The sequence below is a fragment of the Deinococcus aerophilus genome, from assembly GCF_014647075.1.
Classification (GTDB): domain Bacteria; phylum Deinococcota; class Deinococci; order Deinococcales; family Deinococcaceae; genus Deinococcus; species Deinococcus aerophilus.
In genome coordinates this window covers 1-22,511 of the sequence record NZ_BMOM01000010.1, presented here as the reverse complement: position 1 = coordinate 22,511, position 22,511 = coordinate 1, and the positions used below count along the sequence as shown (strand labels likewise).

General features: G+C 67.3%; 22 protein-coding genes. 11 read left to right on the top strand and 11 right to left on the bottom strand.

Annotation, left to right across the window (positions count from 1 at the left end; genetic code table 11):
- Nucleotides 1-5 precede the first annotated feature (5 nt).
- From IEY21_RS08015 to deoD, 6 genes are all read left to right on the top strand, one after another.
- Complete coding sequence (locus IEY21_RS08015; protein ID WP_188903185.1) at nucleotides 6-350, top strand: zinc ribbon domain-containing protein; 345 nt, start codon at nucleotides 6-8, stop codon at nucleotides 348-350.
- A 56-nt stretch (nucleotides 351-406) separates the two neighbouring features.
- Nucleotides 407-580, top strand: coding sequence for a lysine biosynthesis protein LysW (lysW, locus tag IEY21_RS08010; protein WP_188903183.1), 174 nt, complete (start codon nucleotides 407-409; stop codon nucleotides 578-580).
- Nucleotides 581-672: 92 nt separating this feature from the next.
- Nucleotides 673-1,524: a lysine biosynthesis protein LysX gene (gene lysX, locus IEY21_RS08005; protein ID WP_188903181.1), complete on the top strand. Its 852-nt coding sequence runs from the start codon at nucleotides 673-675 to the stop codon at nucleotides 1,522-1,524.
- A gap of 26 nt (nucleotides 1,525-1,550) precedes the next feature.
- On the top strand, nucleotides 1,551-2,546 hold the full coding sequence (locus IEY21_RS08000) for a DsbA family protein (protein ID WP_229752969.1): 996 nt from the start codon (nucleotides 1,551-1,553) through the stop codon (nucleotides 2,544-2,546).
- On the top strand, nucleotides 2,543-3,748 hold the full coding sequence (locus tag IEY21_RS07995; protein WP_188903179.1) for an alanyl-tRNA editing protein: 1,206 nt from the start codon (nucleotides 2,543-2,545) through the stop codon (nucleotides 3,746-3,748). Before IEY21_RS08000 ends, IEY21_RS07995 begins: the two co-directional genes overlap by 4 nt.
- A gap of 29 nt (nucleotides 3,749-3,777) precedes the next feature.
- Nucleotides 3,778-4,494 carry a purine-nucleoside phosphorylase gene (gene deoD, locus IEY21_RS07990; protein ID WP_188903177.1) on the top strand — a complete coding sequence of 239 codons (717 nt, stop codon included), beginning with the start codon at nucleotides 3,778-3,780 and terminating at the stop codon, nucleotides 4,492-4,494.
- 86 nt (nucleotides 4,495-4,580) lie between these two features.
- Here the strand turns inward: deoD and IEY21_RS07985 are convergent, their stop codons facing one another.
- Complete coding sequence (locus tag IEY21_RS07985) at nucleotides 4,581-5,867, bottom strand: RsmB/NOP family class I SAM-dependent RNA methyltransferase (RefSeq protein WP_188903175.1); 1,287 nt, start codon at nucleotides 5,865-5,867, stop codon at nucleotides 4,581-4,583.
- Nucleotides 5,868-5,950: 83 nt separating this feature from the next.
- On the bottom strand, nucleotides 5,951-7,201 hold the full coding sequence (locus IEY21_RS07980; protein ID WP_188903173.1) for an MFS transporter: 1,251 nt from the start codon (nucleotides 7,199-7,201) through the stop codon (nucleotides 5,951-5,953).
- A 306-nt stretch (nucleotides 7,202-7,507) separates the two neighbouring features.
- Between IEY21_RS07980 and IEY21_RS07975 the strand changes: the two genes are divergently transcribed.
- From IEY21_RS07975 to IEY21_RS07965, 3 genes are all read left to right on the top strand, one after another.
- Nucleotides 7,508-8,686, top strand: a complete 1,179-nt coding sequence (locus IEY21_RS07975) for a sugar ABC transporter substrate-binding protein (RefSeq protein ID WP_188903170.1) — start codon at nucleotides 7,508-7,510, stop codon at nucleotides 8,684-8,686.
- A gap of 198 nt (nucleotides 8,687-8,884) precedes the next feature.
- The gene (locus IEY21_RS07970; protein WP_188903168.1) at nucleotides 8,885-10,291 is read left to right on the top strand and encodes an ABC transporter permease subunit; all 1,407 of its coding nucleotides are present in this window, start codon (nucleotides 8,885-8,887) and stop codon (nucleotides 10,289-10,291) included.
- Nucleotides 10,288-11,667: a sugar ABC transporter permease gene (locus tag IEY21_RS07965; protein WP_188903166.1), complete on the top strand. Its 1,380-nt coding sequence runs from the start codon at nucleotides 10,288-10,290 to the stop codon at nucleotides 11,665-11,667. Before IEY21_RS07970 ends, IEY21_RS07965 begins: the two co-directional genes overlap by 4 nt.
- 101 nt (nucleotides 11,668-11,768) lie before the next feature.
- Here the strand turns inward: IEY21_RS07965 and IEY21_RS07960 are convergent, their stop codons facing one another.
- From IEY21_RS07960 to IEY21_RS07930, 7 genes are all read right to left on the bottom strand, one after another.
- Nucleotides 11,769-13,505 carry a S8 family serine peptidase gene (locus IEY21_RS07960; RefSeq protein WP_188903164.1) on the bottom strand — a complete coding sequence of 579 codons (1,737 nt, stop codon included), beginning with the start codon at nucleotides 13,503-13,505 and terminating at the stop codon, nucleotides 11,769-11,771.
- 318 nt (nucleotides 13,506-13,823) lie between these two features.
- Nucleotides 13,824-15,395: an L-glutamate gamma-semialdehyde dehydrogenase gene (gene pruA / locus IEY21_RS07955; RefSeq protein WP_188903162.1), complete on the bottom strand. Its 1,572-nt coding sequence runs from the start codon at nucleotides 15,393-15,395 to the stop codon at nucleotides 13,824-13,826.
- Complete coding sequence (locus IEY21_RS07950; protein ID WP_188903160.1) at nucleotides 15,388-16,278, bottom strand: SDR family oxidoreductase; 891 nt, start codon at nucleotides 16,276-16,278, stop codon at nucleotides 15,388-15,390. The genes pruA and IEY21_RS07950 overlap by 8 nt, the downstream gene beginning before the upstream one ends.
- Complete coding sequence (locus IEY21_RS07945) at nucleotides 16,275-17,207, bottom strand: proline dehydrogenase family protein (RefSeq protein ID WP_188903158.1); 933 nt, start codon at nucleotides 17,205-17,207, stop codon at nucleotides 16,275-16,277. The genes IEY21_RS07950 and IEY21_RS07945 overlap by 4 nt, the downstream gene beginning before the upstream one ends.
- 62 nt (nucleotides 17,208-17,269) lie before the next feature.
- Complete coding sequence (locus IEY21_RS07940) at nucleotides 17,270-17,944, bottom strand: GntR family transcriptional regulator (protein ID WP_188903156.1); 675 nt, start codon at nucleotides 17,942-17,944, stop codon at nucleotides 17,270-17,272.
- Nucleotides 17,945-18,002: 58 nt separating this feature from the next.
- Nucleotides 18,003-18,470, bottom strand: a complete 468-nt coding sequence (locus tag IEY21_RS07935; protein ID WP_188903154.1) for an MgtC/SapB family protein — start codon at nucleotides 18,468-18,470, stop codon at nucleotides 18,003-18,005.
- Between the two features lie 157 nt (nucleotides 18,471-18,627).
- A complete protein-coding gene (locus IEY21_RS07930; protein ID WP_188903152.1) occupies nucleotides 18,628-19,041 on the bottom strand; it encodes a hypothetical protein in 414 nt (137 codons plus the stop codon).
- A 128-nt stretch (nucleotides 19,042-19,169) separates the two neighbouring features.
- Between IEY21_RS07930 and recO the strand changes: the two genes are divergently transcribed.
- Nucleotides 19,170-19,922: a DNA repair protein RecO gene (recO, locus tag IEY21_RS07925; RefSeq protein WP_188903150.1), complete on the top strand. Its 753-nt coding sequence runs from the start codon at nucleotides 19,170-19,172 to the stop codon at nucleotides 19,920-19,922.
- A 42-nt stretch (nucleotides 19,923-19,964) separates the two neighbouring features.
- On the opposite strand, the gene IEY21_RS07920 is transcribed toward recO, so the two are convergent.
- Entirely contained in the window at nucleotides 19,965-20,657 is a 693-nt protein-coding gene (locus IEY21_RS07920; protein ID WP_188903148.1) for a 16S rRNA (uracil(1498)-N(3))-methyltransferase, read from the bottom strand.
- Entirely contained in the window at nucleotides 20,654-21,475 is an 822-nt protein-coding gene (locus IEY21_RS07915) for a 50S ribosomal protein L11 methyltransferase (protein WP_188903146.1), read from the bottom strand. The genes IEY21_RS07920 and IEY21_RS07915 overlap by 4 nt, the downstream gene beginning before the upstream one ends.
- A 74-nt stretch (nucleotides 21,476-21,549) precedes the next feature.
- Here IEY21_RS07915 and proC point away from each other — a divergent pair, with 74 nt between their 5' ends.
- On the top strand, nucleotides 21,550-22,341 hold the full coding sequence (proC, locus tag IEY21_RS07910; RefSeq protein ID WP_188903144.1) for a pyrroline-5-carboxylate reductase: 792 nt from the start codon (nucleotides 21,550-21,552) through the stop codon (nucleotides 22,339-22,341).
- The last annotated feature ends 170 nt before the right edge of the window (nucleotides 22,342-22,511 follow it).

Below are 22,511 nucleotides of genomic sequence, written 5' to 3'. Positions count from 1 at the left end.
CGGGCATGACTACGCTGGAAATAGAGTGCCCCGTGTGCGCGGAGGTGCTGGAACTCACGGAGCAGGACCGCGCCGAGCTGACGGTCGGGGACGTCATTGTGTGCGATTCGTGTCATGCCGAGATGGAGGTGACCCACAACGGTCCCGGGGAGGACTTCGAGCTGGAGCTGCTGGGCATCCTCACCACCTGCCCCAACTGCGGCGAGGAATTCGAGGTCACCGAGGATCTGCTGGCGGCGTCGCCGGTCGTGCAGGGCACTGACGGCTCGGAGGTCAGTGTCGTCACCTGCCCCCACTGCCGGGCAAACATCGAGCTGGAATTCGAGGATGACGACGGGACGGCTGTCTAGTCAATATCGTTTGATAGATTATTTAAGCGTTAACCTGTCGAACGTAAGGAGTAAGTATGACTGTAATTCAATTTGAAAACCCGGATACCGGCGCACCCATCGAACTGACCAACCCCGAACTCGGCGAACTGGTGATTGACGACGAGACCGGCGTGGAGTACGAGGTTGTCTCGGTGGACCCGCCGCGCCTGGAAGCCGCCCCGCAGGAAGCGGAGGACTGGGGAGAGTAAGCCCGTACCGGCACCCAGCGGTCAGCGTCCGGCCCCCACGTGGGGGCCCACCCTGACCGCTGAATGCTGACGGCTTGCCCCCAGGACCTGTTATGGCCGAACTCGCTGTGCTGTATGACCGCATCCGTCCCGACGAGAAGATGCTCTTTGAGGCGCTCGACGCCCTGGGCGTGCCCTACGACAAGGTGTACGTGCCGCAGCTCAAGCTCACCTTCGACGACGCCGGGCGGGCCCAGGTGCCGTGGAAGGTCGCGCTGGAACGCTGCGTCAGCCAGACCCGCGGTCACGCGGTCACCCGCGCCCTGGAAGGCTTTGGCGTGCGCGTCATCAATCCCGCGCACGTCATCGAACTGTGTGGCGACAAGCTGGCGACGAATGCCCGCCTGCACGCCGCGGGCCTGCCCACTCCGCGCACCGGGGTCGCCTTCGACGGTGACGCGGCGCTGGCGCTCATCGAAGACCTGGGCTACCCGGTGGTGCTCAAGCCCACGGTCGGCTCATGGGGCCGCATGGTCAGCCGCCTGAACGACCGCGCCGCTGCCGAGGCGGTCATCGAGCACAAGGAAGTGCTGGGTGGGCCTCAGCATGGCATCTTCTACGTTCAGGAACTGATCGCCAAGCCGGGGCGCGACATCCGTGCCTTCGTGGTTGGCGGCGAGTGCATCGGCGCGATCTACCGCACCTCCGAGCACTGGATCACCAACACGGCGCGCGGGGCCAAGGCGAGCAACTGCCCGGTCACGCCGGACCTCGCCGATCTGGCGGTGCGGGCCGCCGCCGCCGTGGACGGCCAGGTTGTCGCCATCGATCTGGTAGAGGACCCTCAGCGCGGCCTGCTGATCATCGAGATCAACCACACCATGGAGTTCAAGAACAGCGTGGCGACCACCGGCGTGGACATTCCCCGCCGGATGGGCGAGTACGCCGTGGGTCTGCTGGCCTGAGGGCCGCCTTGCCCTACCATGGCCCGGTGAAAGCGAATGGACACAGACGGACCCTGGCGCTGGCGGCGGGACTGGCGTGCTCGGGCCTGGGCGGCGCGGGAGCACAGGTGGGGCAACTCCTGGCTCCCTTTCTGAAGGAGCCCGCGCTGGCCGGAGTCAAACCGGACGCGGCGGGCACGCTGACCTTTCCCGACGGGGCGCGGGTCGTCCTGCAGAGCCGAAGTGGCTACCTGACGGGGGCGACGATCAGTGTGGCCCCGGCCAGCGGCTCCGGCGCGGCGCGGGCCGCCGAGCTGACCGGCCTGCTCAGCGGTTTCGGGCCCGGGCTGGCCGAACCGCTGCTGTCCTTCCTGAAGCGCCCGGAAGTCGCCGCAAAGCTGCCGGAAGGGATAACAGTTGAGGCCGATCCCTTTGAGATCACCGTCAAGACGGTGGGTGGACGCCTGACCGTGGGCCTGGGCCTGAGCCGCGTGCCCGCCGCCGACTTTGCACCGACCTCGCACGCCCTGCCCGCCCGCAAGGCGGCGGCCGTGGTGCTGCGGGTCTACAGCGATTTTCAGTGCCCGTACTGCGAGCGGTTTGAAACCCAGACCCTGCCCGCCCTGCTGCGCGCCCTGCCAGACGACGTGCGGGTGGAATTTCATCAGTTTCCGCTGGAATCCATTCACGCGCTGGCCCGCCCGGCCGCCGAGGCGAGCGAGTGCGCCGGGCAGCAGGGCAAGTTCTGGGCCTACAAAGACGCCCTGTTCCGGGACCGCTCCTGGCTGACCGGAAATGCGGCCGGGGCCTTTGTGGCCCTGGCTGCCGACGTGGGCCTGAAGGCCGGCCCCTTCAAGACCTGCCTGAACACACGCGGCGGCAAGGCGGCCGTGGACGCTGGACTGGCCGAGGCCCGGCGGCTGGGCCTGAACGGTACCCCCAGCGTTTTCGTGAACGGCTACGCCGTCCCCGATCCTTCGAACACGGCTGCCCTGCTGCAACTCATCAGGTATGCCCGCGCTGTGGACGCCCCCCGGCCATGACCCGCGCCCTTTACCACGAGGACGCGGTCGGCCTGAGCTTCGGGGCCCAGGTGCAGGCGGTGCGCGGGGAGGGGGGTAACCCTGAGGTCCTGCTGGACGCCACCGCCTTCTACCCGGAGGGCGGCGGCCAGGGTGCGGATCACGGCGTGCTGCGCTGGAATGGGGGAGAGGCCAGCGTGACCGACACCCGCAAGGACAAGTCCAGTGGCGAGATCTGGCACCGCCTGGGCGGTCCACCTCCCGCTCCCGGCACCGCAGTTACGGGGGTGGTGGACGCCGCGCGGCGCTGGCGGCACATGCAGCGGCACAGCGGTGAACATCTGCTGGCGCAGGCCTTCGTGCAGATCAGCCCGGCCTTCACGGTGGAGGCGGTCAACATGACCCGCCCCGAATGCACCCTGGACCTGCGCGGTGACCCGACCGAGAAGGACGTGCGCGCCGCCGAACAGCTGCTGCGCGAGACCCTGGCCCGGACCCGCCTCATCCTGGAAACGCCCAGCGTGCCCGAGGAACACCTGGGAGCGTACCCGCTGCGCCGGGAAACCAAGGTGCGCGGGCAGGTGCGGCTGGTGATCTTCCGCCGGGAGGACGGTCAGCCGTTTGATGTCAGCGCGTGTGGCGGCACGCATGTTCCCCACGCCAGCCTGGCTGCCCCGGTGGTTGCGCTGCGGACCGAGCGCATTCGCGGCGGCGTGACCCGCGTGACCTTCATGGCCGGTGAGGAGGCGGCCGAGTACCTGGGCGGCGTTTATCGGGAGGCCCGCGCCCTGGCCCAGGACTTCAGTGTGCCGGTGGAGGGACTTCCGGACCGGGTGGCTGCCCTGAACGCCGAGCTGGGCGCCACAAAGGCTGAAACCGCCCGCCTGCGCGAGACGCTGGCCCGCGTGCGCGTGACCACCGCCCCGGCGGATGAACACGGCCTGCTGACCCTGACGCTGGAGGACCCCGCCCTGCTCGCCCCGGCGCTGGCGGCAGTGCCGGACGGCGCGGTGCTGGCGGTGCTGGCCCCCGGTGGCCGCTGCGGGGTGGCGAGCGGACGGGCCGGGGTGCACGCCGGCGAGATTCTGCGGGCGGCCCTGGCCGTGACCGGAGGCAAGGGAGGCGGGCGTGCGGAACTGGCACAGGGAGTCACTCTGGAACCGGCCCGGTTCCTGGCAGCTGTGGTTGGGGCGCGGGTTGCGGCCGAGGGGGCGGCTGGGTAAACGGCTCCCGGCCTGCTAGCCTGGGCGGCATGAGTCTTCACCTGAACGCAGAAAAAGGCCAGATTGCCGAGACCGTCCTGTTGCCGGGCGACCCCCGGCGCGCCCAGCACATCGCCGAGACCTTCTTTGAAAATCCCGTGCTGCACAACACCGTGCGCGGCATGTCAGGCTACACCGGCACCTATAAGGGCCAGAAGGTCAGCGTGCAGGGCACCGGCATGGGCATTGCCAGCGCCATGATCTATGTCAGTGAGCTGATCACCGACTACGGCTGCAAGAACCTGATCCGGGTGGGCACGGCGGGCAGCTACCAGCCGGACGTGCATGTACGCGACATCGTGCTGGCACAGGCGGCCTCCACCGACAGCAACATCAACCGCATCCGCTTTGGCGAGAAGACCTTCGCGCCCATTGCGGACTTCGGCCTGCTGATGGCGGCCTACCAGATCGCGCGCGAGCGCGGCTTCACCACACACGTCGGCAACATCATGAGCAGCGACACCTTCTACCACGACGACTTCGACCAGTACAAAATCTGGGCCGATTACGGCGTGCTGGCTGTGGAGATGGAGGCCGCCGGGCTGTACACGCTGGCTGCCAAGCATGGCGTGCGGGCACTGACCGTCCTGACCATCAGTGACCATCTGGTCACCCGTGAGGAGACGACGGCGGAGGAGCGGCAGCAGACCTTCGATCAGATGATCGAGGTGGCGCTGGACGCCGCGCTGAACATTCAGCAGGGCTGAGACCAACAGCGGCGGGGTGCCCTGGGTGTAAATCCAGGGCACCCCGTCTGTGTTGGGGATTCGGGAAGCTGTGGCCCGAAACAGTCTTACCCTTCCTGCCGGCGGCGCAGGCGGGCGATGAAAAAGCCGTCAATGCCGTCTACCGGCACCGTCAGCAGACCGGGGCCTGCAGGAACATGCGGCACCTCGACCTCGGGGATGCTTTCCGGCGTGAACTCCGGATGGCCATCCAGAAACCGGGCCACCACCTCGGCTCCTTCCTGGGGCAGCACCGAGCACACCGAGTAGACCAGGGTGCCGCCCGGCTGCACCAGCGCGGCGGCGTGGGGCAACATCTGTGCCTGCAACTGCGCCGCCGCCGTCACCGCCTGTGGCGTCAGCCGCAGCTTGATTTCCGGGTGGCTGCGCAGGGTGCCGCTGCCGGTACACGGGGCGTCCAGCAGCACGTGCGAGACGGGCGGCAGGTCCACGGGTGCGCTCAGATCGTGCGTCACAAAGTCGGCGCGCAGCCCCAGGCGTTTCAGGTTGGCACGGGCGCTGTCGTGCTTGCGGGCGAGCACGTCCACGCTGGTGACGGACGCTCCGCGCGCGGCGAGCATGGCCGCCTTGATGCCCGCGCCGCCGGCGAGGTCCAGCACCGGCACACCGTTGACATCGCCCAGCGCGTCCACACAGGCCAGGCTGGCCGGGTTGATGGGCTGCGCCCAGCCCTGCCCGAACGCTTCGGTTTCACGCAGCGGGCGCGACAGTTCCACCCGGTCCATGCCCTGTGGTCCGGGGGTGACTGCGCTGCCCTCGGCCTCCAGCGCCTGCGCTCCGCGCTCTGACAGGCTGAGCCACAGCGGCTGTGGGGTCAGCAGATCAGCAAAGATGGAGGCCGCCTGCTCCCCGTACGCGGCGCGGTAGGCGTCGGCCAGCCACGGAGCCATCTCGGTGTGGGTGAGCTCGCCGGGGGCCACGGCCTCGATCCGGCGCAGCACGGCGTTCACCAGCCCGGACGGGGCCAGCCGCGCGCCGCGCGCCAGGTTCACGTACTCGCTGACCACCGCGTGTGGTGGCGTGTCCAGGTGCAGTTTCTCGAAGGCCCCGGCGAGCAGCACGGCGCGCGTCTTGGGGTGGGTGTCGCCGCTCAGCATGGGTGCCAGGGCCGCTTCCAGGCTGGGCAGATGGCGCAGGGTGCCGTACACGATATGGGTCGCCAGCCCCGAATCGCGCCCGGGCAGGCGCGCCGAATTCAGCGCGCTGTCCAGCGCGGGAGCAGCGAAGGTGTCGCCGGCCAGCACCCGCAGCAGCACCCGCACGGCGACCTCGCGGGCTGGGTTGAAGGGATCGGGGGGATGCTGGGCACGGGAAGAACGGGAAAACTCGGTCATCCGCGCCAGCATACGGGGTCCGGCGTGAACAGAAGGGGAGCCAGGGCTGCTTACCGCCGGCTCCCCGCTCCGCGCTGCGGAACTCAGCCGCTGCCCACCGCTTCACTCGGCTGGCCGATGCGGGGCCGCGCCGTCAGGGTCCACGCCAGCAGCAGGGCCAGCACCGTGCCGCTCAGCAGGTACGGCGCGCCGTGGCTGGCGTGCTGGTACAGCCCGGTCCCGATCAGGGGACCGGTCATGCGGCCCAGGGCCAGCGCGCTGCTGTTGAGGCCCGCCACCGCGCCCTGCTGGTCGCCCGACACGCTCAGGCTCAGGGCGGCGCTCAGGCTGGGGCTCAGGACAGCGCTGCCCACGCCGATCACGGCCAGGGCCAGGGTGATGGGCCAGTAGGTACGCATCTGGGGCAGCAGGAACATGCCCGCCGCCATCACGGCCAGCCCCACGCTGATCAGCACCGGCGGGGCCACCCTCTTGCTCAGGGGCCGGATCGCGCCGCCCTGCACCAGCGCGGCCACGATGCCGAACACTGCGAGCATGCCCCCCACCGTTCTGGCCGTCTCGCCGGGACGAAGGTTCAGCGTGTCCTGCACGTAGAAACCGATGGTCTGCTCCATGCCCACACTCGCCAGCGTGGACAGTGCGCTGATGGCGAGGAACAGCGGAATGGCTCCGCGCGTGAGCAGGGCGCGCCGGTCTCCCGTCTGCATGGGATTGTGGTCGTGGCGGCGGGTCTCGGGCAGGACGAAGAAGGCGAAGGCGGCGGTGAGCAGCCCCAGGCCCGCCGAGAAGAAGATGGGGGCCGTCAGGCTGATGGTGCTGAGCAGTCCACCCAGTGCCGGACCGAAGACGACACCCAGCCCGAACGCCGCACCGATCAGCCCCAGGCTGGCAGCGCGGTCCTGCTCGTTACTCAGGTCGGCCATCATCGCCTGGGCGGTGGGCAGCGTGGCGCTGCTCAGAATACCGCCCACCACGCGGGCGGCGATGAGCAGCGCGAACAGTGCCGTGCCGGTGACCAGTCCCTGTATCCCCAGCGCCGCCACCAGCCCGAAGATCCCGAAGCTCAGCGAGAAGCCCACCAGACCCAGCAGCAGCACCGGTTTGCGCCCCACCTGCTCGCTGCGCGACCCCCAGACCGGCGAGAACACAAACTGCATCAAGCTGTAGGCCGTGGAAAACCAGCCCACCTGGGTCTCCGTGAGTCCCAGCTGCCGGCCCAGCGGAGCCAGGATCGGAAACAGCACCGACAGGCCCAGCATGGCGATAAAGATGGTAAAAAACAGGATGACCTTGGTGCTGCCGCCAGGTCGGCGTGAATCGGAGGGGGCCGTCATGTTCCGGATTCTACGCGCCGCCTGACCGGTCGGTCAGCTGGCGGGTCACACTTTTGCCGGCAGTCTTCTTCTCGGGGCTGCCGGGCACGTTCCCCGGACGGGTTCCTGACGGCGCCGTGAGCGCTGACCGTAGGTCTGGACATTGTCAGTGGGCCACGCGCCGTCTATAATCACCATCGAGTCAACTCAGCCATAAAATGCTGCCGCAGATGCGGCCAGCTTTTTTGCCCTGTCACAGGAGCGGTGGAGCCGACTCGTCCCCTCACCTTCTGGAAGCGGTTCACTCCGCTCGGATCAAGGAGCCCTATGAAAAAAGCTTTGACCATTCTTTCCCTCGCCCTGCTGGGGCAGGCCTCCGCGGCCAACATCACCGTCTGGACCCACTTCGGCGGAGCCGAGCTGACGTGGCTTAAAGAGCAGGCCGCCGCCTTTGACAAGCAGGGCAACAAGACCACCATCGTCAGCGTGCCCTTTGACCAGATTCCGGACAAGCTGATTCAGAGCGCTCCCAAAGGCCAGGGTCCTGATGTCGTCGTGACCCTACCGCAGGACCGTCTGGGCCAGCTCGCCTCGGCCGGCGTGATCGAGCCGATGGACAAGTACATCACGAGCAAGACCGACCTGGACAAGACCGCGCTGTCGGCCATGACCTACCAGGGCAAGCTGTTCGCCATCCCCATGTTCGCGGAAGCCGTGGCGCTGGTATACAACAAGAAGCTGGTGCCCAACGCGCCCACCACCTGGGCTGAATTCCTGAAGGTCGCGCAGGCCAACACCGGCAACGGCAAGTTCGGCTACCTGGCCGATCTGTCCAACGCCTACATGAACTACGGCATTGTCAGCGCCTACGGCGGCTACGTGTTCAAGAACACGAACGGCACCCTGAACACCAAGGACATTGGCTTGGCAAACGCGGGAGCAGACAAGGCCAGCGCCTTCCTGAACGACCTGCGCTACAAGTACAACTTGGTGCCTGAAGGCGTGTCCGGCGACGTTGCCAAGGGCGCGTTCACCGACGGCCGCCTGGCGATGTTCCTGACCGGTCCTTGGGACATGGGCGACATCAAGAAAGCGGGCATCGACTACGGCATCGCCGCCTTCCCCACGCCTCCCGGCGCGAGCGGCAAGTGGAGCCCCTTTGTCGGCGTGCAGGGCACCATGATCAACGCCTACAGCAAGAACAAGGTCGCGGCGGCGCAGTTTGCCAAGCAGATCAGCTCCTCGGACGCGCAGACCTCCTTCAACAAGGCCGGGGGCCGCATTCCGGTCAGCCTGAGCGCGCGCACCAAGCTCAAGAGTGACCCGGTGGTCGCCGGCTTCGGCAAGTCCATCAGCGCCGGCACCCCCATGCCCAACGTTCCGGCGATGGGCGCGGTGTGGGGCCCCTGGAGCAACGCGATTGCCCAGAGCGTGCAGAAGGCCAACCAGAACTACAGCCAGATTCTGGACAAGGCCGTGCAGGAAATCAACAGCAACATCAAGTAAGAGCAGCCTTGAGCAAGAGGCGGACAGGAGACCCTTCCTGTCCGTTTTTTGCTGATGGGGTAAGCCGCCAGCCGCCTGAGGTGAACGCGGCCGCTGTATCCGCCGCGCCCCAAGGGGCTTTGTTTGGTCGTATGATTGCCGCCAAATCCACAATCCTGCGCTCTGCTGCCGGAATCTGCCAAGGAGAATGATGTTCCGATGACCGCAACCCTGCCCGCCCGCCGCCCGCCCTCTACCGTTCCGCCCCAGGGCACGCGCGGCGTCCTGCTGGCCGTACTGGTGCTGGCCCTGATGCTCGGCGGCGCGGCCCTGATCGGCTGGCTGCTCAGCGGCCTGACCGCCCGGCTGTACCCCACCGCGCCGCCCTACATGATCCTGATCTACGTGCTGGGTGCGCTGCTGATCATGATGCCGCTGGTGGTGCGCGCCGTTCCGTGGATCAGCAACTGGTACTACCTGTTTCCGGCCCTGGTGTTCCTGGCGGCCTTCACCGTGCTGCCCATCGTCCTGACCGTCAACTACGCCTTTACCAACTACAACGCGGTGAACAGCGGAAACCCGGATTCGGCGCTGCGAACGGAAGCCACCCTGAGTCCGGACCGCCGGGTCGTGACCCTGGCCGAGACGCCGCAGTCGGCGAGCGTGCAGGAATACCTGCGCTGCGACACCCCGGGCTGTGCGGGTGAGCCGCTGGTGCTGTTCGACGATCAGGCCTCGGTGCCGTACCGCACGCAGGTGCAGAGCGTCGATGGCCTGCAGGTGACCTTAAGCGCCCCTTTCGTGCCGGACATCACAGTGGCGCGGGCGACCCGCATCAACAGCTACGAGTATGTGGGCCTGGAAAACTTCCGCGAGATCTTCGCCAAGGCGAGCCGCGCGCTGGTCCCGGTGTTCATCTGGACGGTGGTGTTTGCGTTCTCCACGGTGATCATCAACGCCATCGCGGGCCTGATTCTGGGCATCCTGCTGTACAACAAGCGGCTCAAGGGCCGCAACGTCTACCGCACGCTGCTTTTCCTGCCGTGGGCCATTCCCGCCGTGATCAGCGTGCAGATGTGGGTGGCGCTGTTCAACCAGCAGTTCGGCATCGTGAACAAGTCGCTGGGCCTGCTCGGCATCGCCGCCGTGCCGTGGCTGGGCGATCCGCTGTGGGCCAAGATCAGCGTGCTGGTCGTGAACCTGTGGCTGGGCTTTCCGTACATGATGACCGCCACCATCAGCGCCCTGTCGACCATCAACGAGGACCTGTACGAGGCCGCCAGCATCGATGGGGCCAGCCGCTGGCAGCAGATCACGAACATCACGCTGCCGCTGCTGCGCAGCAGTTTCACGCCCATTTTGCTCTCGGGCTTTGCGTTCAACTTCAATAACTTCGGCATCATCTACCTGCTCACCCAGGGCGGGCCGCCCCAGCAGGGCCGGGAAGCCACCGCCCAGAGCACTGACATCCTGCTGTCATGGGGCTACAACACGGCGTTCGCATCCAGCGGCGGTCAGAACTTTGCCCTGGCCAGCGCCATCGCGCTGATCATCTTCTTCCTGACACTCGCCATCAGCCTGGTCAACTTCAAGGCGGCCGGCGTCTTTGAGGAGGCCCGCCGATGACCACCGTTCCCACTCCCCAGCAAGACCTGCCGCCGGGCGGCTACGTTCACAGGGAACCCAGCGTGCTGCGCCGGGCCCTGCCGTGGCTCGTCACCGCCGCGCTGGTTATCGCGCTCGTCGTGCTCGGCTATTACCTGAACCTCAACATGCAGGGCCGCCCCAAGAGCTTCACCATCTACTACGTGGAACGCGGCTGGGTCCGGTTCCTGCTGTTTCTGCTCGCGGCCTCGGGCGTGCTCGCCCTGACCAGCCTGATCGGTCAGCGCATCGGCATCGCCCGCACAGGCCGCAAGATCAGTTACGCCGCCGTGCTGGGCGATCAGCTCACGCACCTGTTCCTGATCCTGGTGGTGCTCGTTGCCATCTATCCGCTGCTGTACGTGCTGATTGCCGCCTTCGATCCGCGCAACAGCCTGTTCGCCTTTCCGGATTTCTCCAATCCCAACATCCTGTACAAGACGGGTCTGCTGCCCCGCCTGGAAGTGCTGAGCTACGAGAACTTCCAGAAGCTGTTCGAGGGCGTGACCATCCCGCTGTGGCAATTGCTGCTGGCCGGCATCTCGGGCGCGGCGCTGACCGCCCTGGGCATCCTGGCGGTGGTGGGCCGCATGGGGCGCGAGAGCGAGGGTCTGACCCGCACCCGTGCCTGGATCATCCGCATCCTGCTGGCCGCGCTGGCCGTGCTGATCGTGTTCCTGGGGCCGGCCCAGTTCCAGGGCACCACCAACGAAAGCAAGTTCCTGCTCTCGGTGCGCAACACGCTGCTCGTCTCGGGCATCACCGGCATCCTGGCCATCCTGCTCTCCACCACTGCCGGGTACGCCATGGCACGGCTGCGCTTTCCGGGCCGCTTCCAGACGCTGCTGTTCTTCATCTTCATTCAGATGTTCCCGGTCTTCCTGGCGCTGGTCGCCGTGTACACCCTGATGGTGCTGCTGGGCCTGAGCAACACCTTTACCGGTCTGATCCTGGCCTACAGCGGCGGGGCCATCGCCTTCAACACCTGGATCTTCAAGGGTTACGTCGAGTCTTTGCCCGAATCGCTGGAGGAAGCCGCGATGGTGGACGGCGCGACCCGCTGGCAGACCTTCCTGAAGGTGGTGTTGCCGCTGTCGGGGGGCATCCTGGTGTTTATCTTCCTGAATCAGTTCATCGGGACCTACGCCGAGTTCATCCTGGCAAACATCCTGCTGACCGGCGTGGAGAAGTGGACCGTGGGCATCATGCTCCTCTCCTTTACGCAGGGCCAGTTCAGCACCAAGTGGGGCGTGTTCGCTGCCGCCGCCACCCTGGGGGCGCTGCCCATCGTGGCATTGTTCTACGGCTTCCAGGGGTACTTCGTGGGCGGGACCGTGTCGGGTGGCGTCAAGGAATAGCGCTGATCTGATCACCATGCGCCACAGACAAACGCCGCCGGGACTGGTTTCCCGGCGGCGTTTCTGATGCAGACCGTGTTCTGGCCCACGTGGGGACGATGTTACTGGCCGGTGATGGCCTTGAGGGGATTAACCAGACCATCGCCGAAGTTGTTGTCCCGTCCGGCAGCTCCCAGATCCTTGGCGGTGGACTTGAGCAGGCTGAGCAACTGGGTATTGGTTAGGGTGGGTTTGGCAGCCCACACCAGGGCGGCGGCGGCGCTGACATGCGGGGTGGCCATGCTGGTGCCGTCGAGGTACTCGTAGTCTGATCCAGTGACGCTGACGGTGCCGGTGGTGGGCAGTTTGCCCAGAAGTGCCGTGCCGTCCGTTTGCAGAATGCCTGCCACCGGCACGCTGTAGGTGTTGGTCAGAGTCATCCCCAGGCTGCCCGCCGTGTTGTTGTAGATCAGTACCGCCTTGGCTCCGCTGCCCACCGCGTTGGCCGTCTTTTCCTCGAACGAGCAGGTGCCGCGGGAGATCAGGGCGATGGCACCGTTCAGGGCCGAATTGCGTGTGCCCACTCCGCAGAACTCGTTGTTGGTGCCGCCTGCCGCAACGACAGTGCCGCTCATGGTGCCCTTACCGCTGAGGTCTGCCGCCTGTACGTCCGTGAAGGCCACGCCCCCCCCGCTGCCTGTCGCGGCCACACCCTGTCCCAGCGGAATGCTGCTCAGAACGTGCACGCCGGGACCGACCAGATCCACCTGGGTGCCAAAGTTGCTGAAGTCGGCCTTGGCTTCGTTGCTGTCAATGGCTCCGATGCCCACCACATTGGGGTAGGCGGCGGGATACGAGACCGCGCCGCCGTCATTGCCGGTGGCTGCGACAATCAGGGCGCCCTTGTTGTAAGCAGCTGTATAGGCGCGTTCCTCGGTCTTGCTGGCCCGGCCACCACCCAGGCTCATGCTGACCACGACCTTGTTCTCGGTGCCGCCCTGGGACTTGAGCTGCGCCACGCACCAGTTCACCCCATTGATGATGCCGCTGCTGCTGCCGCTGCCGCTGTCCCCCAGCACGCGCGCCATGTACAGATTGACGCCGCTGGCAACGCCGCCGATCCCGTTGGGATCCTGACCGGCCTGCAGACCACTCGCCCCGGTGCCCGCGCCGTACTGGGCGAAGATGGTGCCCGACACATGCGTGCCGTGATGCGATACGTCATTCAGTGCGTAGGGGTCGTTGCGGTTGGCCTCGGTGGTCACAAAGTTTTTGAACCCTTTGAGTTTGCCTCCGAATTCGGGGTGGTTGCCGTCAATACCGGTGTCGGTGACACATACCGCCACACCCGCGCCGGTGTAGTTGGCAGTCCGCAGCGCAGGCACCCGCAGCGCTGCATTCCCCCAAGTGGTCTCGCCGCTGGCGTTATACACATCCTGGGCATACAGGTTCTGGCGGCCCAGGCTGCCGCGGCTGACTGCCGCGGCAGCGGTGCCTGCGCTGCGCGTGCCCATGGCGTGGCGCACCAGATCAGGCTCGACATACTCGACCAGCGGGTTGGCCCTGAGTTTCTCCAGAGCCGCTGGTGAGAGGCGTGCGGCGGCGGCGCTGATCTCTGTCCACTGTCCCGTGGCGGTTCCGCCGGCAGAAGAGATGGCCTGCGCCTGCATCAGCGCCTGCTGCTGAAGGTTCTGTCCCTGCAGTCCGTCTTGTTTAAAGCCGATCAGATAGGCTCCGCTGAAAGCCTCAATGCCGGCGCCGGGTGCGCCCGGGTCAGAGGCGGCAATCTGGGGAGATTGCCCGCAGGCGGCGAGCGAGAGAGCGAGGGAAGCGGCCAGCAGACAAGGGGTGTATTTCATGGTGATCCTCCAGGTGAACACAACAACGGGTCGCCTGACGAAACCGGAGGCTTCGCTCGGGAGGGTGACTTTGCGGCCCACCTGGAAAAGCACTGGTGGGAAAACGGTCTAATCTGCTGTTCGGGGAGTGATTTGAGGAAGCTTAGTGTCGTCGGAATACAAGAGGACAAGCCTGCCTATACATCTGTGCAACCCTTCAGAACGGATGAGGAATGCGTCATTCTGGGGGCTGGATAAGGTGTACGAATACCTGGCCTTTACCATCAGAAAGCGGCAGAACCCTCAGAGGGTTCTGCCGCCTTGCTCTTCAAAGAGGGTTTACCAGCGCTCGGTCACGGTCTTGAGCTGCATGAAGTTGGCGAGGTAGTCCGGTCCGCCCGCCTTGCTGTCGGTGCCGCTCATGTTGTAGCCGCCGAAGGGCTGCACGCCCACGATCGCCCCCGTGATCTTGCGGTTGAAGTACAGGTTGCCGGCCTCGAACTCCTGGCGGGCCTGCTCCAGCCGGGCGCGGTCACGGCTGCACACGCCGCCGGTCAGGCCGTACTCGGTGGAATTGGCGATGTCCAGCGCGTCCTGCCAGTCTGCGGCGCGGATCACCGATACCACCGGCCCGAAGATTTCCTCCTGGGCCAGACGGGCGTCCCGCTTCACGTCGCCGACGATGGTGGGGTGCACGTAGTACCCGGTCTTGCCGTTCGCGTCACCGGGAGCCTCGCCGCCCAGCAGCACCTTGCCTTCGCTGGGGGCCAGGTCCAGGTAGCTCTTGATCTTGTCGAAGGACTCCTGGTTCACCACGGCCGTAACGGGCGCGTTCTCCTCACCGGTGCCGATCTTCAGCGCGGCGGCACGTTCCACGAAGGCGTTTACCACCGCGTCGTACACCTTGTCCACCACAATCAGGCGGCTCATGGCGCTGCACTTCTGGCCGTTGAAGCCGAACGCTCCCTGCACGGCGGCGAGCACGGCCACGTCCAGATCCGCCGTTTCGTCGACGATCATCCCGTCCTTGCCTCCCAGTTCCAGCACGACCTTCTTGATCCACTTCTGGCCGGGCTGCACCTTGGCGGCCACCTCGTTGATGTGCAGGCCCACCGCGCGGCTGCCGGTAAAGGTGATAAAGCGTGTTTTTGCGTGGGTGGTCAGGTACTCGCCGACCTCGGAGCCCACCCCGGGCAGAAACTGCAGCACCCCGGCGGGCAGTCCGGCCTCGTACATGATGTCGGCGATGAATCCGGCGATGAGGCCCGAGTCCTCGGCTGGTTTGGCGATCACGCAGTTGCCTGCCACGATGGGCGCGGCGAGCATGCCCAGGAAGATGGCGCAGGGAAAGTTCCACGGCGAGATGGAGACGCCCACGCCCAGCGGCAGCGACATCAGGCCGTTTTCCTCGCCCTCGAACCAGGTGGTTTCGCTGCTGCCGAAGCCGGTGTACTTCATGGCGCTGCGGGCGTAGTACTCCAGGAAGTCGATGGCCTCGGCCACCTCCACATCGGACTCGGCGTAGTTCTTGCCCACCTCGATGCTCATCAGGGCGCAGGCCTCCAGGCGGCGGCGCTTGAGGATGGCCGAGGCCTTCAGCAGAATGCGGGCGCGGGCGTCCATGTCCCAGGTCTTCCAGTCCTCGAAGGCTTTCCACGCGCCATTCAGCGCACGCTCGGCGTCCTCGGTCGTGGCCCTGGCCGTCGTGCCCACCACTTCTGAGGTGTCACACGGATTGATGGATTCCAGTTTGCCGGCGGTGTCCACACGCTCGCCGTCAATGACCAGCGGGTAATGCTTGCCCAGCAGTTCGGCCCGGACTTTTTGCAGCGCGGCTGCGTAGGCAGCGACGTTCTCGGGCAGGGTGAAGTCGATGAAGGCCTGCGGGCGGTATTCCTGAATCTTAAGCATGGGATTCTCCTTGAGCTTGTAGTAGAGGGCGGAGGTCGTGGGCGAAGTCTGCGGTGGTGCGGGAGGGGCGGCCCAGCAGCGCCGGCAGGTCGGCGGAGACGTGTCCGGCGAGGCCGAGCCGGATGGTGGCGTAGACGGCTTCCAGCGCCAGAACCTGTGCGGCGGGCAGGCCCCGCCTACGCATTCGGCGGAAGAAGGCCAGCGGGCTGGGAGCGGTGTAGCGGAACAGCTTTCCGGTGACGTGCGTGAAGATCTCGGCCACCTCGCGGTAGGTCAGCGCCTCGGGGCCGGTGAGTTCGTAGGACCGGTGCTCGTGTCCACGTTCGGTCAGCACGGTGGCGGCGGCTTCGGCCACATCCCGGGCGTCCACAAAACTGGTGCGCCCCCGGCCGGCGGGCACGGCCAGCTCTCCGTGCCGGAGTTCGGGCAGGTGCGTGGTGGTCAGGTTCTGCAGGAAGAAGCTGGGGCGCAAGAAGGTGTACGCCGCGCCGTTGCCCCGCAGATGCTGTTCCAGCTGGGCATGCGGCGTGAAGGGCAGGCGGTGGGCCCCCTGCAGAGACAGAAGCGCAAAGTGCCGTACCCCGGCCCCCAGCGCCACGTCCAGTGCGGGAACCATGTCCCGGCGGACCTGAGTGATCTGCGGCGGGCGCAACACGAACAGGCTGTCGAGGCCCCCGAAGGCGTCCAGATACGTCTGACGCCGGCCGAATTCCAGCGTCCGGACCTCGATCTGCCCGGCGGAGGCACCGGCGAAGGCATCCTGCGCCCGGTCCGGGTGGCGGGCCAGCACCCGCACCCGCGCGCCGCGCCGCAGCAGCTCGCGCACCAGCGGCGTGCCGATGTTCCCGGGCGCTCCGGTGACGCCGATCACCGACCCGTTCACCCCTTGAGCATGCCGCGCAGGACGAACATCACGTTGGCGGGCCGTTCGGCAATCCGGCGGCTGAAGTACGGATACCAGTCGCGGCCATAGGGGATGTAGGCGCGCACGCGGTAGCCTGCCGCCGCGAGCTCTTTCTGCAGGTCACGGCGCACGCCGTACAGCATCTGGAATTCGTAGGCCTCCTTGGAGATCCCGTGCGCCAGCGCATAGTGCTTGACGTCCTCGATGATGCTCTCGTCGTGGGTCGCCACGTTCACATAATTGCCGGCGGCCATGTGCGCGTAGACCAGCTTGCGGTAGCTGGCGTCCACATCGGCCTTGTCGGGCATGGCGACCGAGTCGGGCTCCAGGTACGCGCCCTTCACGATGCGCAGGTTGGGGCGCAGGTCGTCCAGGCTGCTGCGGTCCGCCTCGGTGCGGTACAGATAGCTCTGCAACACCGTGCCCACATGCTGCGCCCCAAACTCGCCGACCAGGATGCGGAACTGCTCCAGGGTCTGGTCTACACGCGGGTGGTCTTCCATGTCCAGGCAGATGAAACCGCCGTGCTCCCTGGCCCGGCCCACGATGCGCCGGGCGTTGGTGAGCCCCAGGTCCTGACCGTCGACCGTCTGGCCCTGGCCCACCGCCGAGAGCTTCACGCTGGCGTAGGGCGGAATACCGGCGGTGTGGGCGGCATCGAGCAGGTGCAACACCTTCTCGGCAAATTCATTGGCCTTTTCCGGCGAGGCCACGAATTCGCCCAGCAGATCGAGGTTGCCCAGAATGCCGTCCTGCTGGAGTTCCCGAACAGCGGCGATCGCTCCGTCCACCTCCTCACCGGCCACAAAACGCTGCGCCAGACCCCAGCCCTGTTTGCGGACGATGTCTTCCACGAATTTCTGTCCTGAAACAGTCAGGATGGCCTTGCGGTAGAGCTGATCAATCATGGATACCTCGGGGATGGGATGTGGGGTCGGGGGGGGTGGAACACGGAGCGGGGGTGGGGATTTCAGCTTTCGGCCCCGGCTGCGAGGTCATGCAGGACCAGCGCCGCAAAGGTGCGGACATGCTGCCGGGCCGCCTCACGGGCCGCGCCCGCGTCACGGTCCAGGATGGCCTTGAGGAGGGCGGCGTGTTGGGCGGCCGTTTCGGGGTGGGCATTGTAGGTGCGGGTCTGGTGCTTGATCAGGGCCACGCGCTGTTCCAGGTCGCGGGCGAGATCGGTCAGGGTGGCGTTGTGCGCGGCCAGGGTAATGGTGCGGTGAAAGCCCAGGTCCAGCCGGGTCTGTTCCCGGTAATCCCCGGCCGGCGCGGCATTGACCTGTTTCAGCGCCGCCCGCAGCGCCCCGGCGTCGTCCCGGGTGTGGGCGGTGGCGGCGACGGCGGCGGCCAGTCCGTCGAGTTCCTCGCGCACCACATAGGTGTCGCGCGCTTCCTGCGCCGTGACGGTGCGCACCCGCACGCCCCGGTTCGCAGAAGCGACGAGCAGGCCGTCCTGCGTGAGCCGCATGATGGCCTCGCGGATGGGCGTGCGTGACACCCCCAGGCTCTCGCCCAGCTCGGCCTCCCCGATGCGCTCTCCGGGGGCGATCTCGCCGTCCAGCACGGCGCGGCGCAGGTGTTCATACACACCGTCGCGCACCAGCACGGGCCGGGCAAACGCCGCACGCTCGGAGAGGCTCATATGGATATTGTATCCAATATGCGGCCAGGAGAAAAGGGCAGGCGGCAGGATGGCGCACTTATCCCTCGCGTTCTGCGTGGCCCTTATGTTCCAGCCACCGCTGGATGACGGCCAGCGTGAAGACGAACAGCAACGTCGCGCCGGTGGCGAGCACGTACAGATGCAGTCCGCAGGCGAGCCCCACGCCCGCCGTGGCGAGCAGGCCCGCCGCCGTGGTCAGGCCCCTGGCCTTCTCGCCGCGTCCTGCAGAGAAAATCACGCCCGCGCCCAGAAAGCTGATGCCGCTGACCACCGCTCCCAGGATGCCGATCATGTCAAAGCGCACGCCCGCGTCCCGCCCCCCGAAATTGCTGATCAGCGTGTCGGCGAGCACCACGAACAGGGCCGCGCTCATGCCGACCATCATGTGGGTCCGCAGGCCCGCGCTGTGCCCCGACCGTTCCCGTTCCCACCCGATCACGCCGCTGAGCACAAAGGCCACGAGCAGACCTTCCATGAGCCTCAGCTCCTGCCAGACTCCTTCCATCTGCCCATTGTAAGGAGGGCATTGTTCCTTGTCTTGATCCGTGAAACGCCGCAGACCCCCGTCCGGGTTCAGGACCGGGGATTCGCGCTGGGTGGGTGCGTTCAGATGCACCGGGGTTCTCAGCGGCAGCCAGAGGGCAAAGCTGGCCCCCGTGCGGCTATCCGCCGTGCTCGTCGGCGTGAACCGGCTCGATGGGGAAGATGCGTCCAGCCAGCCCTTCCAGGCCGCGCCGTCCCGCCCGGCCCTGGCAGGCCTCGGTGGCGGTGCACAGGGTCACGTAGCGGCTGCGGCGCGCGGCGACGGCCACGCGGTACACGGCAGCCTCGGTGCGGCTGCGGGTGTAGTGGCACAGGTCGCAGTGCAGGGCGTTCTTGCCTTTAGGGTCCAGCGGCGTGAACTCGGCCAGCTGGCCGCCGTGGACCAGCGCCAGCCGGCCGTCGGCCACCGGGTACAGGCCCAGGGTGGGCGGGGCATCCTGCGGGTGGTCTCCAAACAGCTCGCGGTGGGTCTCCGGGAAGAGTTCCCGCAGCAGGTCGCGGACGCTGTGCTCCTGGGAGTGCGGGTCGTTCATTGCTGCCAGTTTAACGGTGGTGGGGCCGCAGGAAGGTGGACGCTGGCACAGCTCATCACTCTGGCAGCGCCTAGACTGCGGGGCGTGACGCGGCCCCAGAACTCCAGCATGCACACTCCGGACGCAGCGTGAGGCTGCGCACCGCCAACCGCAGCGGCATCGTGATGCGCCGCCGGGTGCTGCCCTCCGGAGACATTCTCGTGACGCTGCTGACGCCTCAGGGCAAGCTCAAGGCCATCGCGCGCGGCGGGGTGCGCGGGCCGCTGGCAAGCCGCCTGAACCTGTTTCACCATGTCGGGGTGCAGGTGTACCAGACCCCCAACAATGACCTCGCCACCGTGAAGCAGGCGGTGCTGGAGGGTGCGCTGCCCACCCTGGCCGAGCCGGGGCGCCATGCGTTTGCGCACCTGATGGCCGAGTTCGCCGACGCCCTGTTTCAGGAGGGCGAGTTCAGTGAGCAGGCCTTCGAGCTGTTCGCCGGGGCGCTGCGCGGCGTGGCCCACCAGCCGGACCCCGAGTGGGTGGCGCTGGTCATGAGCTACAAGCTGCTGGGCCTGGCCGGCATCATGCCCCAGACCGCCCGCTGCACCCGCTGCGGCGTGCCGGACCCCGCCCACCCCGACCCGCTGGGCGGCCAGATGCTGTGCGCGGCCTGCGCCAGCCTGCCCGCCTATCCCCCGCAGGCCCTGGACTTTTTGCAGAACGCGGTGCGCCGCTCGGTCCGGGCAAGCATGGAAGAGCCCGTGCCGCCGGCCCAGCGCCCCCCGCTGTGGCGGGCCCTGGAGCGCTTCGTGACCGTGCAGGTGGGAGGAGTCCACAGCTGGCGGCAACTGGTGCCCAGCGAAGTGGAAGCTCAGGAACTGCTGCCCGGAACGCGGTAGACCCTCACCAGAGGGTTCTCCGGGGGCGCCGCACACCGCCGTTTACCTGCCCATCGCCGCAATCGCTCCGAGCAGCGCCACCGGAGCCGTTTCTGCGCGCAGGATGCGCGGCCCCAGGGTGACGGCGTGCGCGCCGCGTTCCAATAGTCCGGCGACCTCGCGTTCGCTCAGGCCCCCTTCCGGGCCGGTCAGGACGTTGACCGGAGCGGCCCAGTCCAGCAGCCCGCCGAGCCGCTCCGGCGAGCCGGGCTGTGCGACGAACAGCTGCCCCTCCCACTGCCACCCGGCCAGCGGCACGGGGGAGAGGACCGTGGGGATGACGGCGCGGCGCGACTGCTTGCTCGCCTCCTCGGCAATGCGCTGCAGGCGCGTCAGCTTCTGGGCGCCGATCTCGCGGGCGTCGGCGCGCTCGGTGATGAGCAACTGCACCGAGGCCACCCCCAGTTCGGTGGCGGCGCGCACCACGTCCGAGAGCTTGTCGCCCTTGAGCAGCGCCACCGCCAGCGTTAGCGGACAGGGAGTCTCGGCCACTCTCTCGACCACGTCGCCCAGCTGCAGCACGGCCCGCTCGGGCTCCAGCACCGCGATCGTGGCGCTCGCCTCGGCCCCCTGACCGTCGAAGACGCGCAGCGCGTCGCCCACCGCGAGGCGCAGGACATGCAGGTGCCGGACCTCGCGCGGGCCGAGGGTCATCTCGGGGGCGAGGTCGGCCACCCGCACGCGGTGGCGGCTCATGCCTCCGGCGCGCGGGCCGTGACGAGCACCCACTCGCCGTCCTCGCGCACAGTCACGTCGCCAAAGCCCTCACGGTCCAGTGCCGTGCGGACCAGGTCCAGCTTGCTCGTCAGAATGCCGGTCAGAATCAGCGGCCCGCCGGGGCGCAGGTGCAGGGCGTATTCGCCCGCCAGCAGGTCATGCAGCTCGGCATACAGGTTGGCGACGAGCACGTCAAACACTCCGTCTGGTGCGGCGTCTTCGGGCAATTCCTGGCCCAGGCCCACGCTGCCCTCCAGAAAGGTGGCCCGGCCCGGCGGCACCCGGTTGATCTCCGCGTTCTCGCGCGCAATCGGAATGGTGAGGGGGTCAATGTCCAGTCCCAGGGCGGACCCGGCCCCCAGCAGCGCCGCCGCGATGGCAAGCACGCCGCTGCCGGTTCCCACGTCCAGCACGCGCTGTCCGCCGAGGTCCAGCGCCGACAGCGCCTCCACGGCCATGCGCGTGGTGGCGTGGTGGCCGGTGCCAAAGGCCATGCCCGGCTCGATCACCAGCGGCACCTGCCCGGGCTCCACCTCGTGCAGCAGCCACGGCGGCACCACGGTCACGCGTCCCGCCCGCACCGGACGCAGGTTGGCCTTGAACTGGGCCAGCCAGTCCTGATCGGCCTCAGCGCGCCACTCGCCATCGGCAATGTCGGTGGGCAGGTCCAGGCGTTCATCAAAGTAGGCCCGGATCAGTCCGGCACGTTCTTCCAGGCCGGTCGCCCCCGCCTCCCACAACAGGTCCAGATGGTTCTCGCGTGTCTCAAAGGTTCCGGGGAGGTGATACACCAGCATGGAGGCAGTGTAGCGGGCCGGGCGAACAGACAGCCCTGGTCAGAGCCCAAAAGGTGCCGCCTATACTGCCGCGCATGGAACTTGCCATCGTTGGCGTCGGAAAACTGGGTCTGGCCCTGCTGGAGGGCGTGACCTCACGCGGGGTGCTGCCTGCCGGACAGATCGGGCTGCTGGACGCCAACCGTGCGCGTGTGGAGGAACTTGCCGCCCGGACCGGAGCGCGGGTGATCACTCAGGGCGATCTGGGAGAAGCGGGCCGCATTCTGGTCAGTCTGCAGCCGCGCGTCTTTCCCGAGGTCACCGAGTGGCTGGCCCAGGAGAATGCCGGGTACATCAGCACCATGGCGGGGGTCAGCGTGGCAACCCTGACCCGACGGCTGGGCACCCAGCGGGTCGTGCGCGTGATGCCCAATCTCGCGGCGACCATCGGCCTGTCCCAGACCGCCATCACCGGGCCGCAAGAAGCCCAGGGCGCGGGCGACCTGGACTTTGCCCGCCGGCTGTTCGGTGCCGTCGGAGACGCCTACGACCTGCCCGAACACCTGTTCAACGCCTTTACTGGCATGAGCGCGTCCGGTCCCGCCTACGCCGCCGTGGTGGCCGAGGCGCTGGCGGACGGGGGCGTGCGGATGGGCCTGCCGCGGGTGCTGGCCAACGAACTGGCCGCCAAGCTGCTTGTCGCCAGCGGTGAACTGCTGCAGCGCCGCGCCCACCCCGGCATGCTCAAGGACGAGGTGGCCTCGCCCGGAGGCACCACAATCGCCGGACTGGCGGCGCTGGAGGAGGCGGGCGTACGCGGCGGCCTGATGCGCGCCGTGATCGAGGCGACCCGCCGCAGCACCGAGCTGGGGCTCGATCAGGAGTAGAGCTGGCGGGAAGATCCCGGGGGGGGCAGTCCGGGTCGGGGTTAACCGGCACCCTGGTGGCGACAGGCGAGCGTGGCCGTTTCCAGGCGGCTAGAGCCCGTTTTGGAATTTCACGCCTCTCTGGGCGAGCAAATACCATGAGGAATGGCCTCTCAGACGTATGGTTCTGA